Genomic DNA, 17,755 nt, shown 5'->3' with positions numbered 1-17,755 from the left:
GGGAACCCACCATGACCAGTTACGACACCGATGTCCTCGTGGTCGGCAGCGGCCCGGCGGGCGGTTCCGCCGCGCTGCTGCTCGCGACGTACGGCGTCCGCACCGTGCTCGCGACCAAATACGGCTGGATGGCGCACACCCCCCGCGCGCACATCACCAACCAGCGGACGATGGAAGTCCTGCGCGACCTCGGCATCGAAGACCAGGCGCTCGCGCAAGGCACTCCCCCGGACCTGATGGGCGACACCGTGCTGTGCACGTCGCTCGCCGGCGACGAGATCGGCCGCATCGCCAGCTGGGGCACCGCCGACCGGTCGGCAACCGAGTACGGCGCGGCGAGCCCGTGCCACATGATCGACCTTCCGCAAACGTACCTGGAACCGATCCTGGCCACGAACGCCGCCGCGCGCGGAGCGAAACTGCGTCTCGACACGGAATTCCTCGACTTCACCCAGGATGCGGACGGCGTGACCGCCCGGCTGCGAGACCGGGTCCGCGGCGACGAGTTCACGCTCCGCGCCCGGTACCTGATCGGCGCGGACGGCGCCCGCAGCCGCGTCGCCGAGCAGGCCGGGCTGCCGATCGACGGCCAGTCCGGCAAGGCCGGCAGCATGAACATCACCTTCACCGCCGATCTTTCCGCCTACGTCGCGCACCGGCCGAGCGTGCTGTACTGGGTGATGCGGCCGGGCGCGCATCTCGGCGGCATCGGCATGGGCCTGGTGCGCATGGTCCGGCCGTGGAACGAATGGCTGCTGACCTGGGGCTACGACATCGCACAGCCACCGCCTGAAGTGGACGGCGCGGAGGCGACCCGGATCGTCCGCGACCTCGTCGGAGATCCCGGCCTGCCAGTGGAAATCACCTCGACTTCGCTGTGGACGGTCAACCACAGCTACGCCACGCAGTACTCGTCCGGCCGCGTTTTCTGCGCGGGCGACGCGGTGCACCGGCATCCGCCGTCGAACGGGCTCGGGTCCAACACGTCGGTGCAGGACGCGTACAACCTCGCGTGGAAGCTCGCGATGGTCGTCCGCGGCGAGGCGGGCGAAGGACTTCTCGACAGCTACAGCGCCGAGCGAGCCCCGGTCGGCAAGCAGATCGTGGACCGCGCGAACCTCAGCCGCGACCAGTTCGGGCCGATCTTCGCCGCGCTCGGCATCGACGGAGACACCGATTCGGACGCCATCGCCGCCGGTCTCGCCGCCTGCACCGCTCCGACCGAGGAGGGAGCCCTGCGGCGGAAGCAATTGCAGGCGGCGATCGAGCTGAAGAACTACGAGTTCAACGCGCACGGCGTCGAGATGGACCAGCGGTACGTGTCGAACGCGGTGCTCCCGGATGGCGCCGAGTCCGCGGCTGTACGGGATCCCGAGCTGTACCACCGGCCTACGACCACGCCGGGCGCGAAGCTGCCGCACGTCTGGCTCGTCGGCCCGGACGGTCGGCGGCTGTCCACGCTGGACCTCGTCGGCCGCGGCCGGTGGACTGTCCTCACCGGACTCACCGGCGGCGCCTGGCGGGACGCCGCCGCGAAAGCCGGCGCGGACCTCGGTCTGGACCTGCGGGTCGTGACCATCGGGTCGCCCGAGGCGCGCGATTCCTACGGCGACTGGGCCCGGATCAGCGGCATCGAGGAGGACGGCTGCCTCCTGATCCGGCCGGACGGCTACGTCGCCTGGCGTCGTACCGCTGCCGGAACCGGTCTGCTGGAAGCACTTCGCAGCCTCCTCGACCGCTAGGTCACGGCATCCCCACGGGTCGCTCGCCCCGCCCGGCGCGGCCGGCCGGACCGTGAAGTCCGGCCGGTCGCCGCGACGGTACACATATGCGTCCTGACCGGGTCCGAGGTCGACCTGCACGTCGCCGTTCGCTAACCGCCGCCAGCGGCGCGGACGGCCGTGCGCGTCCGTCACCGTGAGCTCGCCGTCGATCCCCGGCCGCAGGACACACGGCGCACCGGCCTCGCTGTCCACCTTCAGCCAGCGCGTTTTCCCGCCGGACCGGGAGGCGCTGAGCAGGAACGCGCCTTCGGTCCGGAAGTCGCGCAGCGCGATGTCGCCCCACGCCTCCGGCACCGCCGGGAACAGCCGGAGGACGCCACCCCAGCTCTGCACCAGCATGTCCTGCATGGATTTCGCCGCCGACAACGGCGTTTCGATGACTGGACCGGATTCCATGTACATCGTGTTCGGCTGGATATACCGCCTTTGCAGTTCCCCGAGGTAGTACGCGGCCTTCTCGCCGCGCAGCATCTGCGCGGAGATCGACGCGGCGCCGGTGAACGTGTAGCCCTGCAACGCGCCTTCGAAGCCGACCCAGTGGTTGAGCGAAGTCTCGATGACCTGCCGATGCTCCGGCTGTTCCCAGGTGATTTCGTAGAGCGGGTAGATCTGCAGCAGATGCGAGTAATGCCGGTGCGATTTCGCGAACGGTACTCCCGCGCCGATCATGTAGCCGTTCTCGTCGGCCGGATAGTCGGTGAGCGTGGCGAGCACCTGCTGCCACTTCCCCGCCAGCGGATCGGCGATGCGCAGCTCGCGCGCGGCGTCCAGCAATGTCTTGCAGCCCCAGCGAATCAGGGCAAGGTCATAGTTGGTGTCCGGCGCGTTCACACCGTACTCCGGCGAAAAGGTCGCCGGGAGATGCAGGCGCCCGTCCGGTCCGGGGGCGAGGAAGTGGAGGTAGTAGTTGATCGCCTTGCGCAGCAACGGGAAGAGCGTGTCCCGCAGCAGCTGGCGGTCCATCGTGTGCCGGTAGCTCAGCCAGACGTTGTGCAGCGCCCAGGTGAGATTGCCGACCTCGGGCGTCGGGGTGTCCAGGCCGGGAATGCCGACCGGGTAACCGCTGGTGGAATCGGCGAGACCGTTGAGGAGCGTCATGTCGGTGGTGCGCGGGATGCCCGCGGAATCGGCCTGGTACGGCTTCGCGACTTGGCTGGTGAGCCGGTCCCGGTACTTGCCGAGCGCGTAGCTGACCGCGTCGAGTTCGAGATGGTTGGAACCCTGGATGAGCCAGTACTCCAGCTGCACGTTGAGGTTCCACCACGTCGCGGGCCACGGCGTGTTTTCCAGCCACGGCCCGGAAGTCGCCATCACCGGCGCTTCGCGGCGCGCGGCCGACGCGACCTTGTACAGCTGGATCCAGTAGAAACTCTGCAGCCGGGTGTCCGGAATGGACAGGAAGCTGCGCTGGTAGTACTCGTGCCACCAGCGGCGGTGGTCCCAGGTCAGCACGTCCAGCGCGGTCGCCCGCCGGACCGTCTGCAGCGCACGGACCACCGAGGTCTTCTCCGGATGCGACCACGCAACCGACGTGTACAGCGTTCGCGCGCTGCCTCTGGTGACCTCGCGCCAGGCCGTCACGTGCTCGCCGCCCGCCAGCAGCGGCTGTACCGCGAGGTGCGCGTCGCCCGCCTGCTGCAATTGGACGGGCGGGTTCTCCACGTATCCGTCCGGCGGCGGCTTTTTCCACACCGGGTCAGCGCGCGAGCTGATCGCCTTCGCCGGATGGAACACCCACTGGAAGTCGCGTTCGCCCTCCGAGGGCCACACCTCCACCGCGAGCAACGACTGCCCGGTGTGGACGATCGCGCGCAGCTGCAGGCTGCCCGCCGCGGTGGTGATCGTGCCGGTCAGCTCGGCGTTCCAGAGGTCGAGCCGCCAGTCGAGGCCGGTGATCGCGCCGACCGGTTCCAGCGTGAAGTACCCGATCGGCAGCCGCGCCAGGCCGAACAGCGACCCGAACTGCGGCCGGTGGTCCTGAACCTGGCTGTGCTGGACGTTGAACCGCACGGCGTTGCGTTCCGGTTCGGCGTAGATGCCAGAGCCGAGGAAACCGTTGCCCAGGAACGGTCCCTCGTACCACGTCTTCGGCATCCGTCGCCAGCGCAGGTCCGCGGTCGCCAGGAACTCCGCCCAGTCGATGCCGTCCCGGCCCAGTTCCGCAGCACTGGCCGGAGACAGCCCAGCCGGGGACAGTCCGGCCGCTCCGGCGGCGATCCCGGCGAGCGCTCCGCCGAGCACTGTCCGGCGCGAGATGTCCATGTCCGCCAACCTCCTCGTTGAAGCCGGTTTCTAAGCAGGCAAACCCCAGGCCGGCACGGTGCCGAGCGAAGGAACGTCACGCGGCCCGAAGTCCGGCCGGGCGCCGCGCGAGGTGACGGTGACCGTGTTCCCCCGCCGCAATTCCAGCGTGATCCGCCGCGGTCCCACCTGCCGCCACGGCAACCGGCGGCCCCCTTGATCACGAACGTCGATCTCGCCGTCGATCCCGTGGTCGAGCACCAGCGGCGCACCGGCTTCGCTATGCACCCGCACGAATTCCGTCGCGCCCCGCCGCCGCGAGGCGTCTACCAGGAACGCACCTTCGGTGCGCAGTCCGGCGATCGACGCGTCCGGCCATTTCGCCGACACCGACGGGAACGCCTTCACCACTCCCCCGGAACCCTGCAGCAGCATGTCCACAACGGACTGTGCCGCGGTGATCGGGCTTTCGATGGCGAAGTTCGAGCCCTCGCGGTACATCGTGTTCGCGGTCAGCTCGGTGTCCGCGACAATGTTCCGGTCAAGGAAGAACTTCAGGTACCGCAAGGCTTCCTCGGGTTGGTCCATCACCGAGTTCATCGACGACGCGGCCGCGTAGCTGTAGCCGTGCCAGGCCGACTGGTCCGCCGCCCAATGCCGGAAGGTGCGCGTGATGATGTCCCGGTCGGCAGGCCGTTCCCAATTCCGTTCCCGCAGCGGGTACAGCCAGAGCAGATGCGAGAAGTGCCGATGCGAATCGGCGAGCCGGACGCCGTCGCCGATCAGCACGCCGTCGGCCGGATCCTCGTGGTACGGAACGAGTTTCGCGGCGATCTCCTGCCACATCGGCACGCGCGGCTCGTTCAGCCGCAGGAGCCGCGCGGAGTCGGCCAACGTCGTGGCGGCCCAGCGGATCAACGACAGGTCATACGTGCAGTCGGCCGCGTCCGCGTACTCCGGCGACCGGGTCAGAGGCAGGTGCAACAGCCCGTCCGGGCCGGTGAAGAGGAAGTGGCGGTAAAAGTTGAGCGCCTTGGCCAGCGTCGGGTACAGCACGTCGCGCAGTACCGACTGATCGAGGTGATGGCGGTACGCGAGCCAGACGTTGTGCAAGCCCCACAACAGGTTCCCGGTCTGGTCCGTTTTGGACGTCGTCCCCGGAACGCCGACCGTCCGGACGCCGCCAGGCCGCAGCCGCCAGTCCCCCGGATGCGACAGGGCGTACGTGTCGCCGTCGCGGTAAGCGGGCGGAACCGACACCTCCAGGTTCGCGTGATCGCGGCGGAACGTTTCGGTGACCGCGTCCAGCTCCGGATGGTTGGTGCTGTTCACGATCGGATACGTGACCTGGACGTTGAGGTTCCACCACACCGCCGTCCAGCTGTTGCCGACCTCCGGGAACCACGGCCCCCACTCGGCCGTCACCGGACCTTCCCGGCGGGTCGCCGAGGCGATCTTGTAGAGCTGGATCCAGGAGAACCGCTGGACCTGCTTGTCCGGCACCGACACGAAACTGCGCTGATGGAAGCTGTTCCACCAGCGGCGATGCCGGGCGAGCAGCAGATCCGGGTTCATCGCGAGCGTCCGGCCGACCAGCGACACGGCGTCGCGAGTATGCGTGTCCTGCGGGAACGAGTACGCGACCGCCGCCGCGAACAACCTCTTCGTCCCGACCCGCTTCTCCCGCCACGCCGTCGTGTACCCGCCGCCAGCGGTCAACGGCTGCGCGCAGTGCCCATCGGCCTGCTCGGGTTCGGGATTCGCGGTGTACTCCGGCGGCTTGCGCACTGTTCTCGTCGTCGCCGAGACGAGCGGCGCGAAGCCCCAGGTGGCCCCGGACTCGCCCGCGCTCGGGTCGAGCGAGACGAGCAGCACGCCAAGATCGTTGTGCACGACGGCGGAGAACGCGACCTGCCCGCGCGTGGTGGTGATGGTTCCGCCGAGCTCGGCGTTGTAGAGGTCGAGCGTCCAGTCGACGCCGGTGATCGCTCCCGCGAAGGTGAGCGTGATCGCGCCGATCGGCAACCGCGACAGCCCGATTCCCGCTTCCCACTGGATGCGCTGGTCCTGAACCTGGGTGTGGCTGAGCATGAACTTCAGCACCTGCGGCGTCTGCCCGGCGTAGGCCTGCACGCCGAGATAGCCGTTGGCCAGGAACGGCGCTTCCTGCCAGTTCTTGGGCAACCGCCGCCAGAGCATCCGCGCATCCATCGCGACATCCCGGTGCGCACTACGCCCCGAAGCCAACCCCGGCGGCGCACCCTCCGCCCAAAGCCCGCCCAACGCCGCTGCCCCGGCGGCGATCGATACGGATCGGAGCACCGTCCGTCGTGACACTCCGACCATGACGTCCTCCGGATTCATATTACGTTTCGCCCTCACTGGCGCGGGATGAGCGGAATATATCCAGACAGAGCAGGCGAAAGCCAGGGTTGTTCACCCGGAAAGCCGCACAAACATCCGATGACTGGGACCTGGCGGGCGCGTATTCAGATACGTGAAGTTCCGTGAGGGAACCTTGAAAGAATCAGCGCCCCCACGGCCCACCGCCCCCGTCCCGTGAGGGGCCCTTCACGTACTTAGATTCCCTCAAAGGACCCTTCACGGACCGCCGCGGCCCGCCGCCGTCGCACTGCACTCAGCGCCACATCGTGCGCCAACCGCAGCCCGCAAACCCCACGCGACCACCCACCCGAGCCGCGCACCCACCCAACAAACCGCACCCGCGCACCCACCCCCCCAGCACCCACACCACCCCCGCACCCCGATACGAAGCCAAAAACACGGCGCGGGGGTGCTTGTCAAGGCATCTTTCCCGCCTTGACAAGCACCCCCGCGCCGTAGTCACACTCAACTTCGGGGTGCCCCCACGCAACCCACCAACCGCAATGTCGCCCCCAGGCGACGAGCCGCCCACACCATCACAACGGCGGCAACGCAACCCGCTCCAACCACGCCGCGAAGAACTCCCCCAAAGGCCGCCCCGCGTAAGACTCCGCCAGCGACACGAACTGCTCCGTAGTCACCGCCGCGTGCCGGTTCTCCACCGCCCATGCCTTCACCAGCGCGAAAAACGCCGGATCCCCCATCTCGCCGCGCAGCGCGTGCAGCGTCAGCCCGCCTCGCTTGTACACCCGCTCGTCGAACATCCGCGCCACGCCGGGATCGCCGATCGTCACGTCCGCGGGCTTCGCTCGCATCCGCTCGTACCACGCTCGGGCCAACGCCTCCGCCGACTCGCCGCCGGAAACCTCGGACCACAGCCACTCGGTGTAAGTAGCGAAGCCCTCGTTGAGCCAAATGTGCTGCCAGTCCGCGACTGTCAGGCTGTTCCCGAACCACTGATGCGCCAGTTCGTGCACTACCAGCCGCTCGTGCGTGCGCCTGCCGTCCACGTGGTTGGCCCCGAAGATCGCCATGCCCTGCGCCTCGATCGGGTCGTCGAGGTCGTCATCGGTCACGACCACCACGTACTCGCCGAACGGGTACGGCCCGAACCACTCCTCCAGCGCTTCCATCATCCGGCCCTGACGGCCGAAGTCCCGCTCGAACGCCCGCCGCAGCCGCGGCGGCACGGCGGCTCGCTGCACGATGCCGGCCGGACGGTCGGCCGTGCGCTCCGGAACCCAGGCGCCGTCGGACAATTCGAGGTCTTCGTACCGGCCGATCTGGACGCTCATCAGGTAGGTCGAGGTCGGCTCCGGCCGTTCGAACACCCACTTCGTCGTGCTCGCCGACTGGTAGCGCGACACGAGATTCCCCGTCGCCGCAACGAGGTACGGCGACGCCGTGGCCACCGCGAGCCGGTAGCTCGCCTTGTCCGCCGGATGGTCGTTGCACGGGAACCACGACGGCGCCCCCACCGGCTGGCTCGCCACCAGCGCGCCGTCGGTCAGTTCGTCCCAGCCGATGTCTCCCCACCGGCTGCGGACCGGCTGGGGATTGCCCGCGTAGCGGATCTCCACCTGGAACTCGGTCCCGGCCGGCAGCGATCGCGCCGGTTTGACCTGCAGTTTCAGCCCGCGCCGCACGTACTTCGCCGGTTTGCCCTCGACCAGGACGCGCGACACCCGGAACTCGCCGAAGTCGAGCGTCAGCCGGGAAAGCGCCTGGGTGGCCTCGCAGGTCAGCACCGCGGTGGCGGACAACCGGTTCGGGCCGATCCGGTAGTCCAGATCGAGGTCGTAGTGCCTTACCCGATAGCCGCCGTTCCCGTGCTCGGGGAGGTACCCGTCGCCCGAGGTGTCCGCTCCGGGCGCGGCCGCTTTCCCGTTCACCCGCACCGAAACCCGCCTTCGCCCGCCGCCGTGATCTTTTCCAGGATGAGGCGCCGGGGCGGGGTCCGCAACGCTTCCGCCCTCACCGCCGCCAGGCCGAGATCGGATTGCCGAGCCAGCGGCTGTCCGCGGGGACCGCGTCGCCGCGCGTCACGAGCGAGCCGGGGCCCACCGTGGTGCGCGCGCCGATGCTCGCGCCCGGAAGCACGATCCCGTGCGGGCCGAGCGTCGCGCCCTCGGCGAGGGTCACCCGCGACATCGTCATGATCCGGTCGTGGAACAGGTGCGTCTGCACCACGCAGCCGCGGTTGATCGTCGCGCCGTCGCCCAGTTCGACCAGGTCGGACTCCGGCAGCCAGTAGGTGTCGAGCCAGACGCCGCGGCCGATCTTGACGCCCATCGTGCGCAGCCACGCGGGCAGCAGCGGCGTGCCGCCGAGCGACCCGATCAGCCACGGCACCGCGAGCGCCTCGACGAACGTGTCGGCCAGCTCGTTGCGCCACACGAACGAACTCCACAACGGGTGGTCGATCTCGCGGAACTTGCCGACCAGCAGCCACTTCGCCGCGGTCGCGGTGAGCGCCGCGACGATCCCGGCGGCCAGCAGCACCGGCCCGGCCAGCAGCGCGGCGACCCAGAAGCCGCCCCGCGCCGCCAGCGCCAGCAGCGAAACCGCGACGCCGACGGTGAGCGCGACCGCGCACATCACCGGCAGGATCCGGCACAGCTCGACCAGCGCCCGCGCCGCCTTGAGGTGCAGCGGCGGCGTGTACGTCCGGCTGGTGTCGCTCTCCTCCACCGCGCGGCGCACCGGCAGCGGCGGCATGCCCAGGTACGACGAGCCCTTCTTCGCCTTCGCCGGCGTCGAGGAGAGCACCCCGACCAGCCCGCGCTTCGGCACCGAACGGCCCGGCGCGGTCATCCCCGAGTTGCCGAGGAACGCCTGCTTGCCGATCCGCGCCGGGGCGGCGTGCAGCCAGCCGTGGCCCAGTTCGTAGGTGGCGACCATGGTGTCGTCGGCCAGGAACGCGCCACTGTCCACTTTGGTCATCTTGGGCAGCGCGAGGACGGTCGACGCCTCCACGTTGCGGCCGACCTTCGCGCCCAGCAGCCGCAGCCACACCGGCGTGAACAGGCTGGCGTACAACGGGAACAGGCCTTCGCGGGCCATCCCCATCAGCCGCTCGGTCGCCCAGACCTGCCACGCGACGCGGCCGTGCACCGGGTGGTAGCCCTCGACCATGCCGACGCCGAGCGCGCGGACACCGGCCAGCACGAGCAGCGCGTAGGTCAGGAAGTAGGCGACGGTGGCGACCGGCACGAACAGCAGCGCCTGGCCCAGCGCAGCGCCCCAGTCAGGGGTGCCGACGACCGCGTACCCGATCACCGCGACGCCCGGCAGCGCGGCGATCCCGGGCAGCAGCCCGAGGAACACCGAGGTCGCGCCGTACACCGAGGCCCAGAACCGCGACCGCGGCGGACGGCTCGACGGCCACTTCAGCGCGTCCTTGACGTCCGAGCGCACCGCGGGCGAACCGGCCCAGCGCTGGCCCGCCGGAACCGCGCCGCGCACGGTCGACCCGGCGGCGATCTCCGCGCCCTTGCCGATCCGGGCGCCGGGGAACAGCGTGCTGCGCGAGCCGACCCGGGCCTCGGCCCCGATGCGCACCTTGCCGATGTGCACGACGTCGCCGTCGACCCAGTGGCCGGACAGATCGACCTCGGGCTCCACCGCCGCGCCACGGCCCAGCTTGAGGAAACCGGTGACCGGCGGCGGCGAGTGCAGGTCCACGTCCTTGCCGATGCGCGCGCCGAGCGCCTTCGCGTACGTCGTCATCCACGACGCGCCCGCGACGCTGTCCGCGCCGCTGAACTCGGCCAGCTTCTCGGCGGTCCACAGTCGCAAGTGGACGCTCCCGCCGCGCGGGTAGCTGCCGGGGCGGACCCCGGACAGCAGCACGCGCGCACCGCCTGCGGCGAGGGCGATGCGGCCCGCCGGGGTGAACAGCACCAGGTAGGCGAGCACCAGCCACGCCCAGTTCAGCGTCGGCGCCCAGGAGACGCCCAGCAGCGCCAGCACGTTCGAGCAGGCGGCGGCGAGCGTCGTCCAGCGCAGCCCGACGAGGCCCATCAGCGGGACCATCAGCAGGGACTGCACGAGCCCGGCGCGGCGCGGCGTCGGCGCGATCTCGCGGCGCTCGGTCTCCTCGCCGCGCAGCGCGTCCAGTTTCGCGGCCAGCGCCCCGAGCTTCGGGTTCTGGTAGATGTCGCTGACCGACACCTCGGGGTGGCGGGTGCGGATGCGCGCGATCAGCTGCGCCGCGGTCAGGCTGCCGCCGCCGTTGGTGAAGAAGTCGGCTCCGGCGTTGCTCACCGACACGCCGAGGATCTCGCTCCAGCCTTCCGCCAGCCACGCCTCGGTGGGCGACAATCCGGCCGCGCTGGCGTCCACAGTGGACAGCGGCCACGGCAGTGCGGCGCGGTCGACTTTGCCGGACGTGCGGGTCGGCAGGTCGCCGATCGTCGCGAGCAGCGGCACCAGCGCGGCGGGCAGCTGTGCGCGCAGCCGGGTCGCGGCGTCGTCCGTGTCGAGGGTTTCGCCGTCCTCCGGGACGATGTAGCCGACCAGGACCTGGTTGCCCGCCTTGGTGCGGCGCACGGCCGCGGCCGCACCGCGCACGCCGGGCAGCGCCTGCAGCGCCGCGTCGACCTCGCCCAGTTCGATCCGGCGGCCGCCGAGCTTGATCTGCTCGTCGAGCCGGCCGAGGAACAGCAGGCCTTCCGGCTCCGCGCGGACCATGTCGCCGCTGCGGTAGGCGCGCTCCCAGCCCATCGACGGCAGCGGCGCGAACTTCTGCGCGTCCTTCTCCGCGTCGAGGTAGCGGGCGAGCCCGGCCCCGCCGATGACCAGTTCGCCGGTCTCGCCCATGGCGACTGGCTCGCCCTCTTCGTTCACCACGACGAGCTGCCAGCCGACCAGCGGCAGGCCGATCCGCACCGGGCCCTCGCCGGTCATCTGCGCGGCGCAGGCGACGACGGTCGCCTCGGTCGGGCCGTAGGTGTTCCACACTTCGCGGCCTTCGACGGCCACGCGCTCGGCCAGCTCCGGCGGGCAGGCTTCGCCGCCGAAGATGAGCAGCCGCACGTCTTCCAGCGCGTCCGCCGGCCACAGCGCGGCCAGCGTCGGCACCGTCGAGACGACCGTGATGCCCTGCGCGACCAGCCACGGGCCGAGGTCGACGCCGGTGCGCACCAGCGCGCGCGGCGCGGGCACCAGGCACGCGCCGTGCCGCCAGGCCAGCCACATTTCTTCGCAGGAGGCGTCGAACGCGACGCTCAGCCCGGCCAGCACCCGGTCGCCGGGGCCGATCGGCTCGTCGGTCAGGAAAAGCTGCGCTTCGGCGTCCACGAAGGCCGCCGCCGAAGCGTGCGTGACCGCGACGCCCTTGGGCTTGCCGGTCGAGCCGGAGGTGAAGATGATCCACGCGTCGTCGCCCGGGCCGGGGCGGCCGGTGGCGCCGCTCGGCGTCCCGGCGACGGTGATTTCGCCGTCGGTGGCGATCGCCGCGACGCCGGCCTCGCCGAACACCAGCTCGGCTCGCTCGTCGGGGTCGTCCGCGTCGACCGGCACGTACGCCGCGCCGACCGACAGGGTCGCCAGGATCGCGACGTACAGCTCGGCGGTGCCGGAGGAGATCCGGATGCCGACGCGGTCGCCGAGGCCGACGCCGTGCTCGCGCAGCTTGCGGGCGTACGCGTCGATCTCTTCCATCAGCCTGCGATAGCTCAGCGGGCCCGTGCCGTCGTCGAGCGCGGCGGCGTTCGGGTGCTTCTCCGCCGTCGCGGCGAGGATGTCCAGAAGGGTGCGTTCGGCGGCGGGCGCCGCGGTCTCGAACAGGGCCGGCGAGAGCGCGGCCTCGACGGCGATAGTCAGGGCGTCGGCACTGCCGGAATCGGCGGTCAGCGTCACCGGGCCACCTCGGCGGCCGGGCGCGTTCCGGTATTCCGGAACGACGGGAACAGGATCGAACTCTGGGCGCGCAAGCCCATCACTCACCTTTCGCGAGCGTCATTCGGGCTGGCCATCCGAATGAGGCGCCCGTAGCGACCGTCTACCTTACGCGGCAATGAAGCCAAGGTCGCGTCAGGGTAACGGCCGCGTGTCGGACGTCACCGTCCGCAGGTCCGGCAAGGGAATTCCCCGAAACCCGAGGCGGCGGGAATTCCCTTGCCGGGAAAGGAATCAGCGGTTGCGGGCCGCTTTTCCGCCCGCCTTCGGCTTCTGCTTCTTTTCGCGGACGCGCACATTCACCCGGACGGGACTGCCCGCGAAGCCGAACTGCTCGCGGAATTTCCGCTCGATGAACCGGCGATAACCGGCCTCGAGGAACCCGGTGGTGAACAGCACCAGCGTCGGCGGCCGGATGCCCGCCTGCGTCGCGAACAGCACCTTCGGCTGCTTGCCGCCGCGCACCGGCGGCGGGGTGGCCGCGATGAGGTCGGACAGCCAGCCGTTGAGCTGACCGGTCGACACGCGCTGGTCCCACGACGACAGCGCCGTGCGCAGGGCGGGCGCGAGCTTGCGCACCGCGCGCCCGGTGAGCGCGGAGATGTTGACCTTCTCCGCCCACGGCACCCGCACGAGGCCGCGGTCCAGCTCGCGCACCATGGCGTGCCGGCGGTCCTCGTCGACCAGGTCCCATTTGTTGAACGCGAGCACGCACGCGCGGCCCGCCTCGACCACCATCGTCAGCACCCGCAGGTCCTGTTCGGTCAGCGGTTCGGAGGCGTCCAGCAGCACGATCGCGACCTCGGCCGCGTCGATCGCGGTCTTGGTGCGCAGCGAGGCGTAGTACTCCGCGCCGTCGGCGAAGTTGACGCGCTTGCGCAGGCCCGCGGTGTCCACGAACCGCCAGACCTCGCCGTCCAGCTCGACCAGCGAGTCGACCGGGTCAACCGTGGTGCCCGCGACCGAGTCGACCACCGAGCGCTGCTCGCCGGAAAGCCGGTTGAGCAGGCTGGACTTGCCGACGTTCGGCTTGCCGACCAGCGCGACGCGGCGCGGCCCGGCGGTCACCGTGCCGGCTTCGCGCGGCGCTTCGGGCAGCGCGGCCATGACGGAGTCGAGCAGGTCGCCCGAGCTGCGCCCGTGCAGCGCGCTGACCGGGTGCGGCTCGCCGAGGCCCAGCGACCACAGCGACGCGGTGTCGGCCAGCAGCCGGTCGTCGTCCACCTTGTTCGCCGCCAGCAGGACCGGCTTCTTCGAACGGCGCAGCACGCGCGCGACGGCCTCGTCGGTGGCGGTGGCCCCGACCGTCGCGTCGACGACCAGCAGCACCGCGTCCGCGGTCTGCATGGCCATCTCGGCCTGCGCCGCGACCGAGGCCTGCAGGCCGGTGGCGTCGGGCTCCCAGCCGCCGGTGTCGACGAGCGTGAAGCGGCGCCCGGCCCAGAACGCGTCGTAGGCGACCCGGTCGCGGGTCACGCCCGGCACGTCCTGCACGACCGCTTCCCGGCGGCCGAGGATGCGGTTGACCAGCGTGGACTTGCCCACGTTCGGCCGGCCGACGACGGCGAGCACCGGCTGCGCGGCGGCCGCCCGGCCCTCGGCCTCGTCGGCCTCGATCCGTGCGTCGAGCGCGGCGAACTCGGACTCGTCGGCCCACGTCCCGTCGATCTCGCCGAGACCGTCCACCGCACTGTCGGCGGCGTCAAACCCTGTCATTGTTTCCCACTTCACCTACGGCGTGGCGAACCCGTGTTCGCCGCGCCAGTCGTCCAAAGCCTGTACGAGCGCCGCGAGCTGCGCGCGCAGCTCTTCGGTGCCCTGGTCGAGCCCTTTCCGGCCCGGACCGACCTTCAGCGCGAACGGCTCCCCGAAGAGGAGGTCCACGCGCGGCCGCCACCGCCGCTTGCCGTCGGCGGGCTTGCGCGTCCCGCGGATCGCGATCGGCAGCACGGTGGCTCCCGAAGCGCGCACGAGCCACGCCGCGCCGCGTTCGGCGGCCCCGACGTCGCCCTCGCCGCGAGTGCCTTCGGGGAAGATCCCGACCGCACCGCCCGCCTTGAGCACGCCGACCGCCGTGGTCAGCGGCGTCCGGTCGATCTCGCCCCGGCGGACCGGGATCTGGCCGATCGCCCGCAGGAACCGGCCGCCGATCCCCGTGAACAACTCCGCCTTGGCCAGGAACGCGCTGCGCCGCGGAAGCATTCCGATCACCAGCTGCGGATCGACGTTCGAGCTGTGGTTCGCGATCACGACGAGCGGGCCGTCGGCGGGCACCCGGTCGCGGCCGTGCACCCGGATCCGGAACGCCGGACGCAGATAATACCGGCCCGCCGTCCGCCCGATGTCGAGCAGGAGGCCGTTCGCCCCCTCGGGGAGGGCGCCGCTCACCGGCTGACCCCGGCCTCGGCGGCGGCCGGTGCGGCCGGGCAGTCGCCGAGCAGCCCCCGCCCGCGGGCGAGTTCGGCCAGCGCGACGATCACCTGGTCGATCGTCAGCTCGGACGTGTCCACCTGGACCGCGTCCCCGGCCGCGCGCAGCGGCGAGGCGGCGCGGGTGGAGTCGATCCGGTCGCGGCGCTCCACCGATTCCCGGGCGGACTCGACGCTCGAGGCCCGTCCCGCCGCGGAGTCCTGGGTGTTCCGGCGCGCGGCGCGGACCTCGGCCGAGGCGGTGAGGTAGATCTTGAGCGGCGCGTCCGGCGCGACGGTGGTGCCGATGTCGCGGCCCTCCACGACGATCCCGCCGTCGTCCTCGACCGCGTCGGCGATCATCCGGCGCTGGCGGGCGACCAGCACCTCGCGCACCTGCGGCACGGCCGACACCGGCGACACCGCGCCGGTCACCTCGGGGCCGCGGATCTCGGCGGCCACGTCCTCGCCGGCCAGCCGGACGTCCGGCCGGTCCGGGTCGGTGCCGAGCGAGAAGTCGACGTCGTGCGCGAGCGCGCCGACCGCGTGTTCGTCGGCGAGATCGACCCCGGCCCGCAGCGCGGCCAGCGTGACGACGCGGTACATCGCTCCGGTGTCGAGGTAGCGGGCGCTCAGCCGTCCGGCGAGCTTGCGCGCCACCGTGGTCTTGCCGGTTCCCGACGGGCCGTCCAGCGCGACCACCCCACGTAGGGCTCCCGTCACCGATGCTCTCCTCACGTTCGTCCCGCACACCCGGTCCGGCTCATTCTGCCCGTAGCCGGTCCCGGCGCCTCAGGCGGTGCCCGCAGCGAAAGGTCAGGCACTGCTAGACAACCTAGCGCCGCTAGTCTAGCGTTGCGCTTGTTCCTAGCACTGCTAACTCACTGGGGTTCCCATGCTGATCACCGCTTACGTCCTCGCCTGCATCCCCGTTCTCGGCATCATCTACGTCGGGTTCACCTACCTGCTCGCTCCGGCGAAGACCGCCGCGACCTTCGGCCTCCGCGAGATCCCGACCGGATCGACGGCGTTCTTCGAAATCAAGGGAGACCGCGACCTCGGCGCCGGGCTGATCCTCGGCGTCGCGATGCTGGCGGGCAGCCCGCACCTGGTCGGCTGGCTGCTGCTGGCCGCGACCGTCATGCCGCTCTGCGACATGCTGATCATCCTGCGGCACCAGGGCAAGAAGGGGATCGCCTACGGCGTGCACGGCGCGACCGCCGCGTTCATGGCCGCCACCTCGGTTCTGTTCCTGCTGGGCTGAACTCCGCGAATCGGACAATGGGTTCAATGGGTTACCGTGGCGACCGTGAACGTCGAAGTCACCCCCCTTCCCGGAATCGGTGTCCGCAAGGACTTCGCCACCCGCGCGGGACGGCGCATCGGCGTCGTCACCCAGCGGGACGGCAAGATCGAGCTGATCGTGTCCAAATCGGACGACCCGGACGCCTGCCTCGCGTCGCTGCCGCTGACCGCGGACGAGGCGGGCGCGCTCTCGAACCTCCTGGGCGCGCCGCAGCTGGTGGCACAGCTGAACGAGGAGCACCGCGAGCTGCCGGGCATCAACACGAAGCAGCTGCCGATCACCGCGGACAGCCCGTTCGACGGCCGTTCGCTCGGCGACACCGCGATGCGCACGCGCACCGGCGTCTCGATCGTCGCGGTGATGCGGGCCGGGCAGGTGCACCCGTCGCCGACGCCGGACTTCCTGTTCACCGCGGGCGACCTGCTCGTCGTCGTCGGCACGTCCGAGGGACTGGAAGCCGCCGCCAAGATCCTCAAGCACGGCTGATGGACCACACCGCACTGTCGCTGGTCGAACTCGGCGCGGTCTTCTTCGTGCTCGGCGCGCTGGGCAGGCTCGCCGGCCGGATCGGCCTCTCCCCCATCCCCCTGTACCTGCTCGGCGGCCTGTGCTTCGGCTCCGGCGGCCTGATCCCGCTCGCCGACATCGGCGATTTCGCCCACCTCGCCAGCGAAATCGGCGTGGTGCTGCTGCTTCTGCTGCTCGGCCTGGAGTACTCCGCGGCCGAACTGTTCACCGGCATGCGGCGGTCGTGGACCGCGGGCCTCGTGGACATCGTGCTCAACGCCGCGCCCGGCGCGGCGGTCGCGCTGATCCTCGGCTGGGGCCCGATCGGCGCGACTGTCATGGCGGGCGTCACGTACATCTCGTCGTCCGGCATCATCGCGAAGGTCCTCGGCGACCTCGGCCGGCTCGGCAACCGGGAAACGCCGGTGGTCCTGTCGATCCTCGTGTTCGAGGACCTCGTGATGGCGCTGTACCTGCCGATCCTCACCGCGATCCTCGGCGGGGTCAGCCTGCTCGGCGGGCTGGAAGCGGTCGGCATCTCGCTGCTGGTGATCACCGTGGTGCTGGTGATCGCGCTCAAGTTCGGCCGGTACGTCTCGGCGCTGGTGGACAGCGACGACCGGGAAGTGTTCCTGCTCAAGATCCTCGGCGCGGCGCTGCTGGTGGCCGGGATCGCGTCGGCGCTGCAGGTGTCCGCGGCGGTCGGGGCGTTCCTGCTCGGCATCGCGGTGTCCGGGTCGACCGCGCACAACGCGACCCGGCTGCTGGAGCCGTTGCGCGACTTGTTCGCCGCGATGTTCTTCGTGGTGTTCGGGCTGAACACCAACCCGTCGTCGATCCCGCCGGTGCTCGGCTGGGCCGCGGTGCTCGCGGTGGTGACGACGCTGACGAAGGTGGCCACCGGATGGTGGGCCGCGCGGCGGCAGAAGATCGGGCGGCTCGGCCGAGCCCGCGCCGGTGCGGCTCTGGTCGCGCGGGGCGAGTTTTCGATCGTCATCGCCGGGCTGGCCGTCACCGCCGGGGCGGTCGACGGCGAACTGGCCGCGCTCGCGACGGCTTATGTGCTGCTGATGGCGATCCTCGGCCCGACTGCGGCGCGAGTGGTCGAGCCGATCGCGAAAGCCTTGCAGCGCAAGGCCGCCGCCAAGGAAACCGTCACCGCCAGCTGACGTCCGTGAAGGGCCCGTTGAGGGAATCTGATTCCTTCGAGGGGCCCTTCACGG

The 17,755-nt window shown here is 70.9% G+C and carries 10 protein-coding genes and 1 pseudogene; 4 read left to right on the top strand and 7 right to left on the bottom strand.

Annotation, left to right across the window (positions count from 1 at the left end; translation table 11 throughout):
* Positions 1-11 precede the first annotated feature (11 nt).
* Positions 12-1,742, top strand: coding sequence for an FAD-dependent oxidoreductase (locus ATK30_RS37190; protein ID WP_101441266.1), 1,731 nt, complete (start codon positions 12-14; stop codon positions 1,740-1,742).
* Positions 1,743-1,751: 9 nt separating this feature from the next.
* On the opposite strand, the pseudogene ATK30_RS37185 reads toward ATK30_RS37190, so the two are convergent.
* The 7 genes and pseudogenes from ATK30_RS37185 to cmk all read right to left on the bottom strand — a co-directional run.
* Positions 1,752-4,046: pseudogene (locus ATK30_RS37185) on the bottom strand (glycosyl hydrolase family 95 catalytic domain-containing protein); the annotation flags it as partial.
* Between the two features lie 30 nt (positions 4,047-4,076).
* Positions 4,077-6,371: a glycosyl hydrolase family 95 catalytic domain-containing protein gene (locus tag ATK30_RS37180; protein ID WP_101441265.1), complete on the bottom strand. Its 2,295-nt coding sequence runs from the start codon at positions 6,369-6,371 to the stop codon at positions 4,077-4,079.
* Between the two features lie 575 nt (positions 6,372-6,946).
* Positions 6,947-8,302: a M1 family metallopeptidase gene (locus ATK30_RS37175; protein ID WP_101441264.1), complete on the bottom strand. Its 1,356-nt coding sequence runs from the start codon at positions 8,300-8,302 to the stop codon at positions 6,947-6,949.
* Between the two features lie 82 nt (positions 8,303-8,384).
* Positions 8,385-12,236 carry a Pls/PosA family non-ribosomal peptide synthetase gene (locus tag ATK30_RS37170; RefSeq protein ID WP_463672431.1) on the bottom strand — a complete coding sequence of 1,284 codons (3,852 nt, stop codon included), beginning with the start codon at positions 12,234-12,236 and terminating at the stop codon, positions 8,385-8,387.
* Between the two features lie 309 nt (positions 12,237-12,545).
* Complete coding sequence (gene der, locus ATK30_RS37165; protein ID WP_101439419.1) at positions 12,546-14,027, bottom strand: ribosome biogenesis GTPase Der; 1,482 nt, start codon at positions 14,025-14,027, stop codon at positions 12,546-12,548.
* Positions 14,028-14,042: 15 nt separating this feature from the next.
* Positions 14,043-14,699, bottom strand: a complete 657-nt coding sequence (locus ATK30_RS37160) for a lysophospholipid acyltransferase family protein (protein ID WP_183124714.1) — start codon at positions 14,697-14,699, stop codon at positions 14,043-14,045.
* Positions 14,696-15,421: a (d)CMP kinase gene (gene cmk / locus ATK30_RS37155; protein WP_101439418.1), complete on the bottom strand. Its 726-nt coding sequence runs from the start codon at positions 15,419-15,421 to the stop codon at positions 14,696-14,698. The genes ATK30_RS37160 and cmk overlap by 4 nt, the downstream gene beginning before the upstream one ends.
* 193 nt (positions 15,422-15,614) lie before the next feature.
* Here cmk and ATK30_RS37150 point away from each other — a divergent pair, with 193 nt between their 5' ends.
* From ATK30_RS37150 to ATK30_RS37140, 3 genes are read left to right on the top strand one after another with little or no spacing between them, the layout of a single operon-like run.
* Entirely contained in the window at positions 15,615-15,983 is a 369-nt protein-coding gene (locus ATK30_RS37150; protein ID WP_101439417.1) for a DUF4267 domain-containing protein, read from the top strand.
* A 45-nt stretch (positions 15,984-16,028) separates the two neighbouring features.
* Positions 16,029-16,511, top strand: coding sequence for a cation:proton antiporter regulatory subunit (locus ATK30_RS37145; RefSeq protein ID WP_101441262.1), 483 nt, complete (start codon positions 16,029-16,031; stop codon positions 16,509-16,511).
* A complete protein-coding gene (locus ATK30_RS37140) occupies positions 16,511-17,701 on the top strand; it encodes a cation:proton antiporter (RefSeq protein WP_101439416.1) in 1,191 nt (396 codons plus the stop codon). The genes ATK30_RS37145 and ATK30_RS37140 overlap by 1 nt, the downstream gene beginning before the upstream one ends.
* Positions 17,702-17,755 lie beyond the last annotated feature (54 nt).

It is taken from the genome of Amycolatopsis echigonensis (assembly GCF_002846615.1).
GTDB classification, from domain to species: Bacteria; Actinomycetota; Actinomycetes; order Mycobacteriales; family Pseudonocardiaceae; genus Amycolatopsis; species Amycolatopsis echigonensis.
Note: the sequence above shows the minus strand (reverse complement) of the source record. Positions and strands in the feature narration are given on the sequence as shown.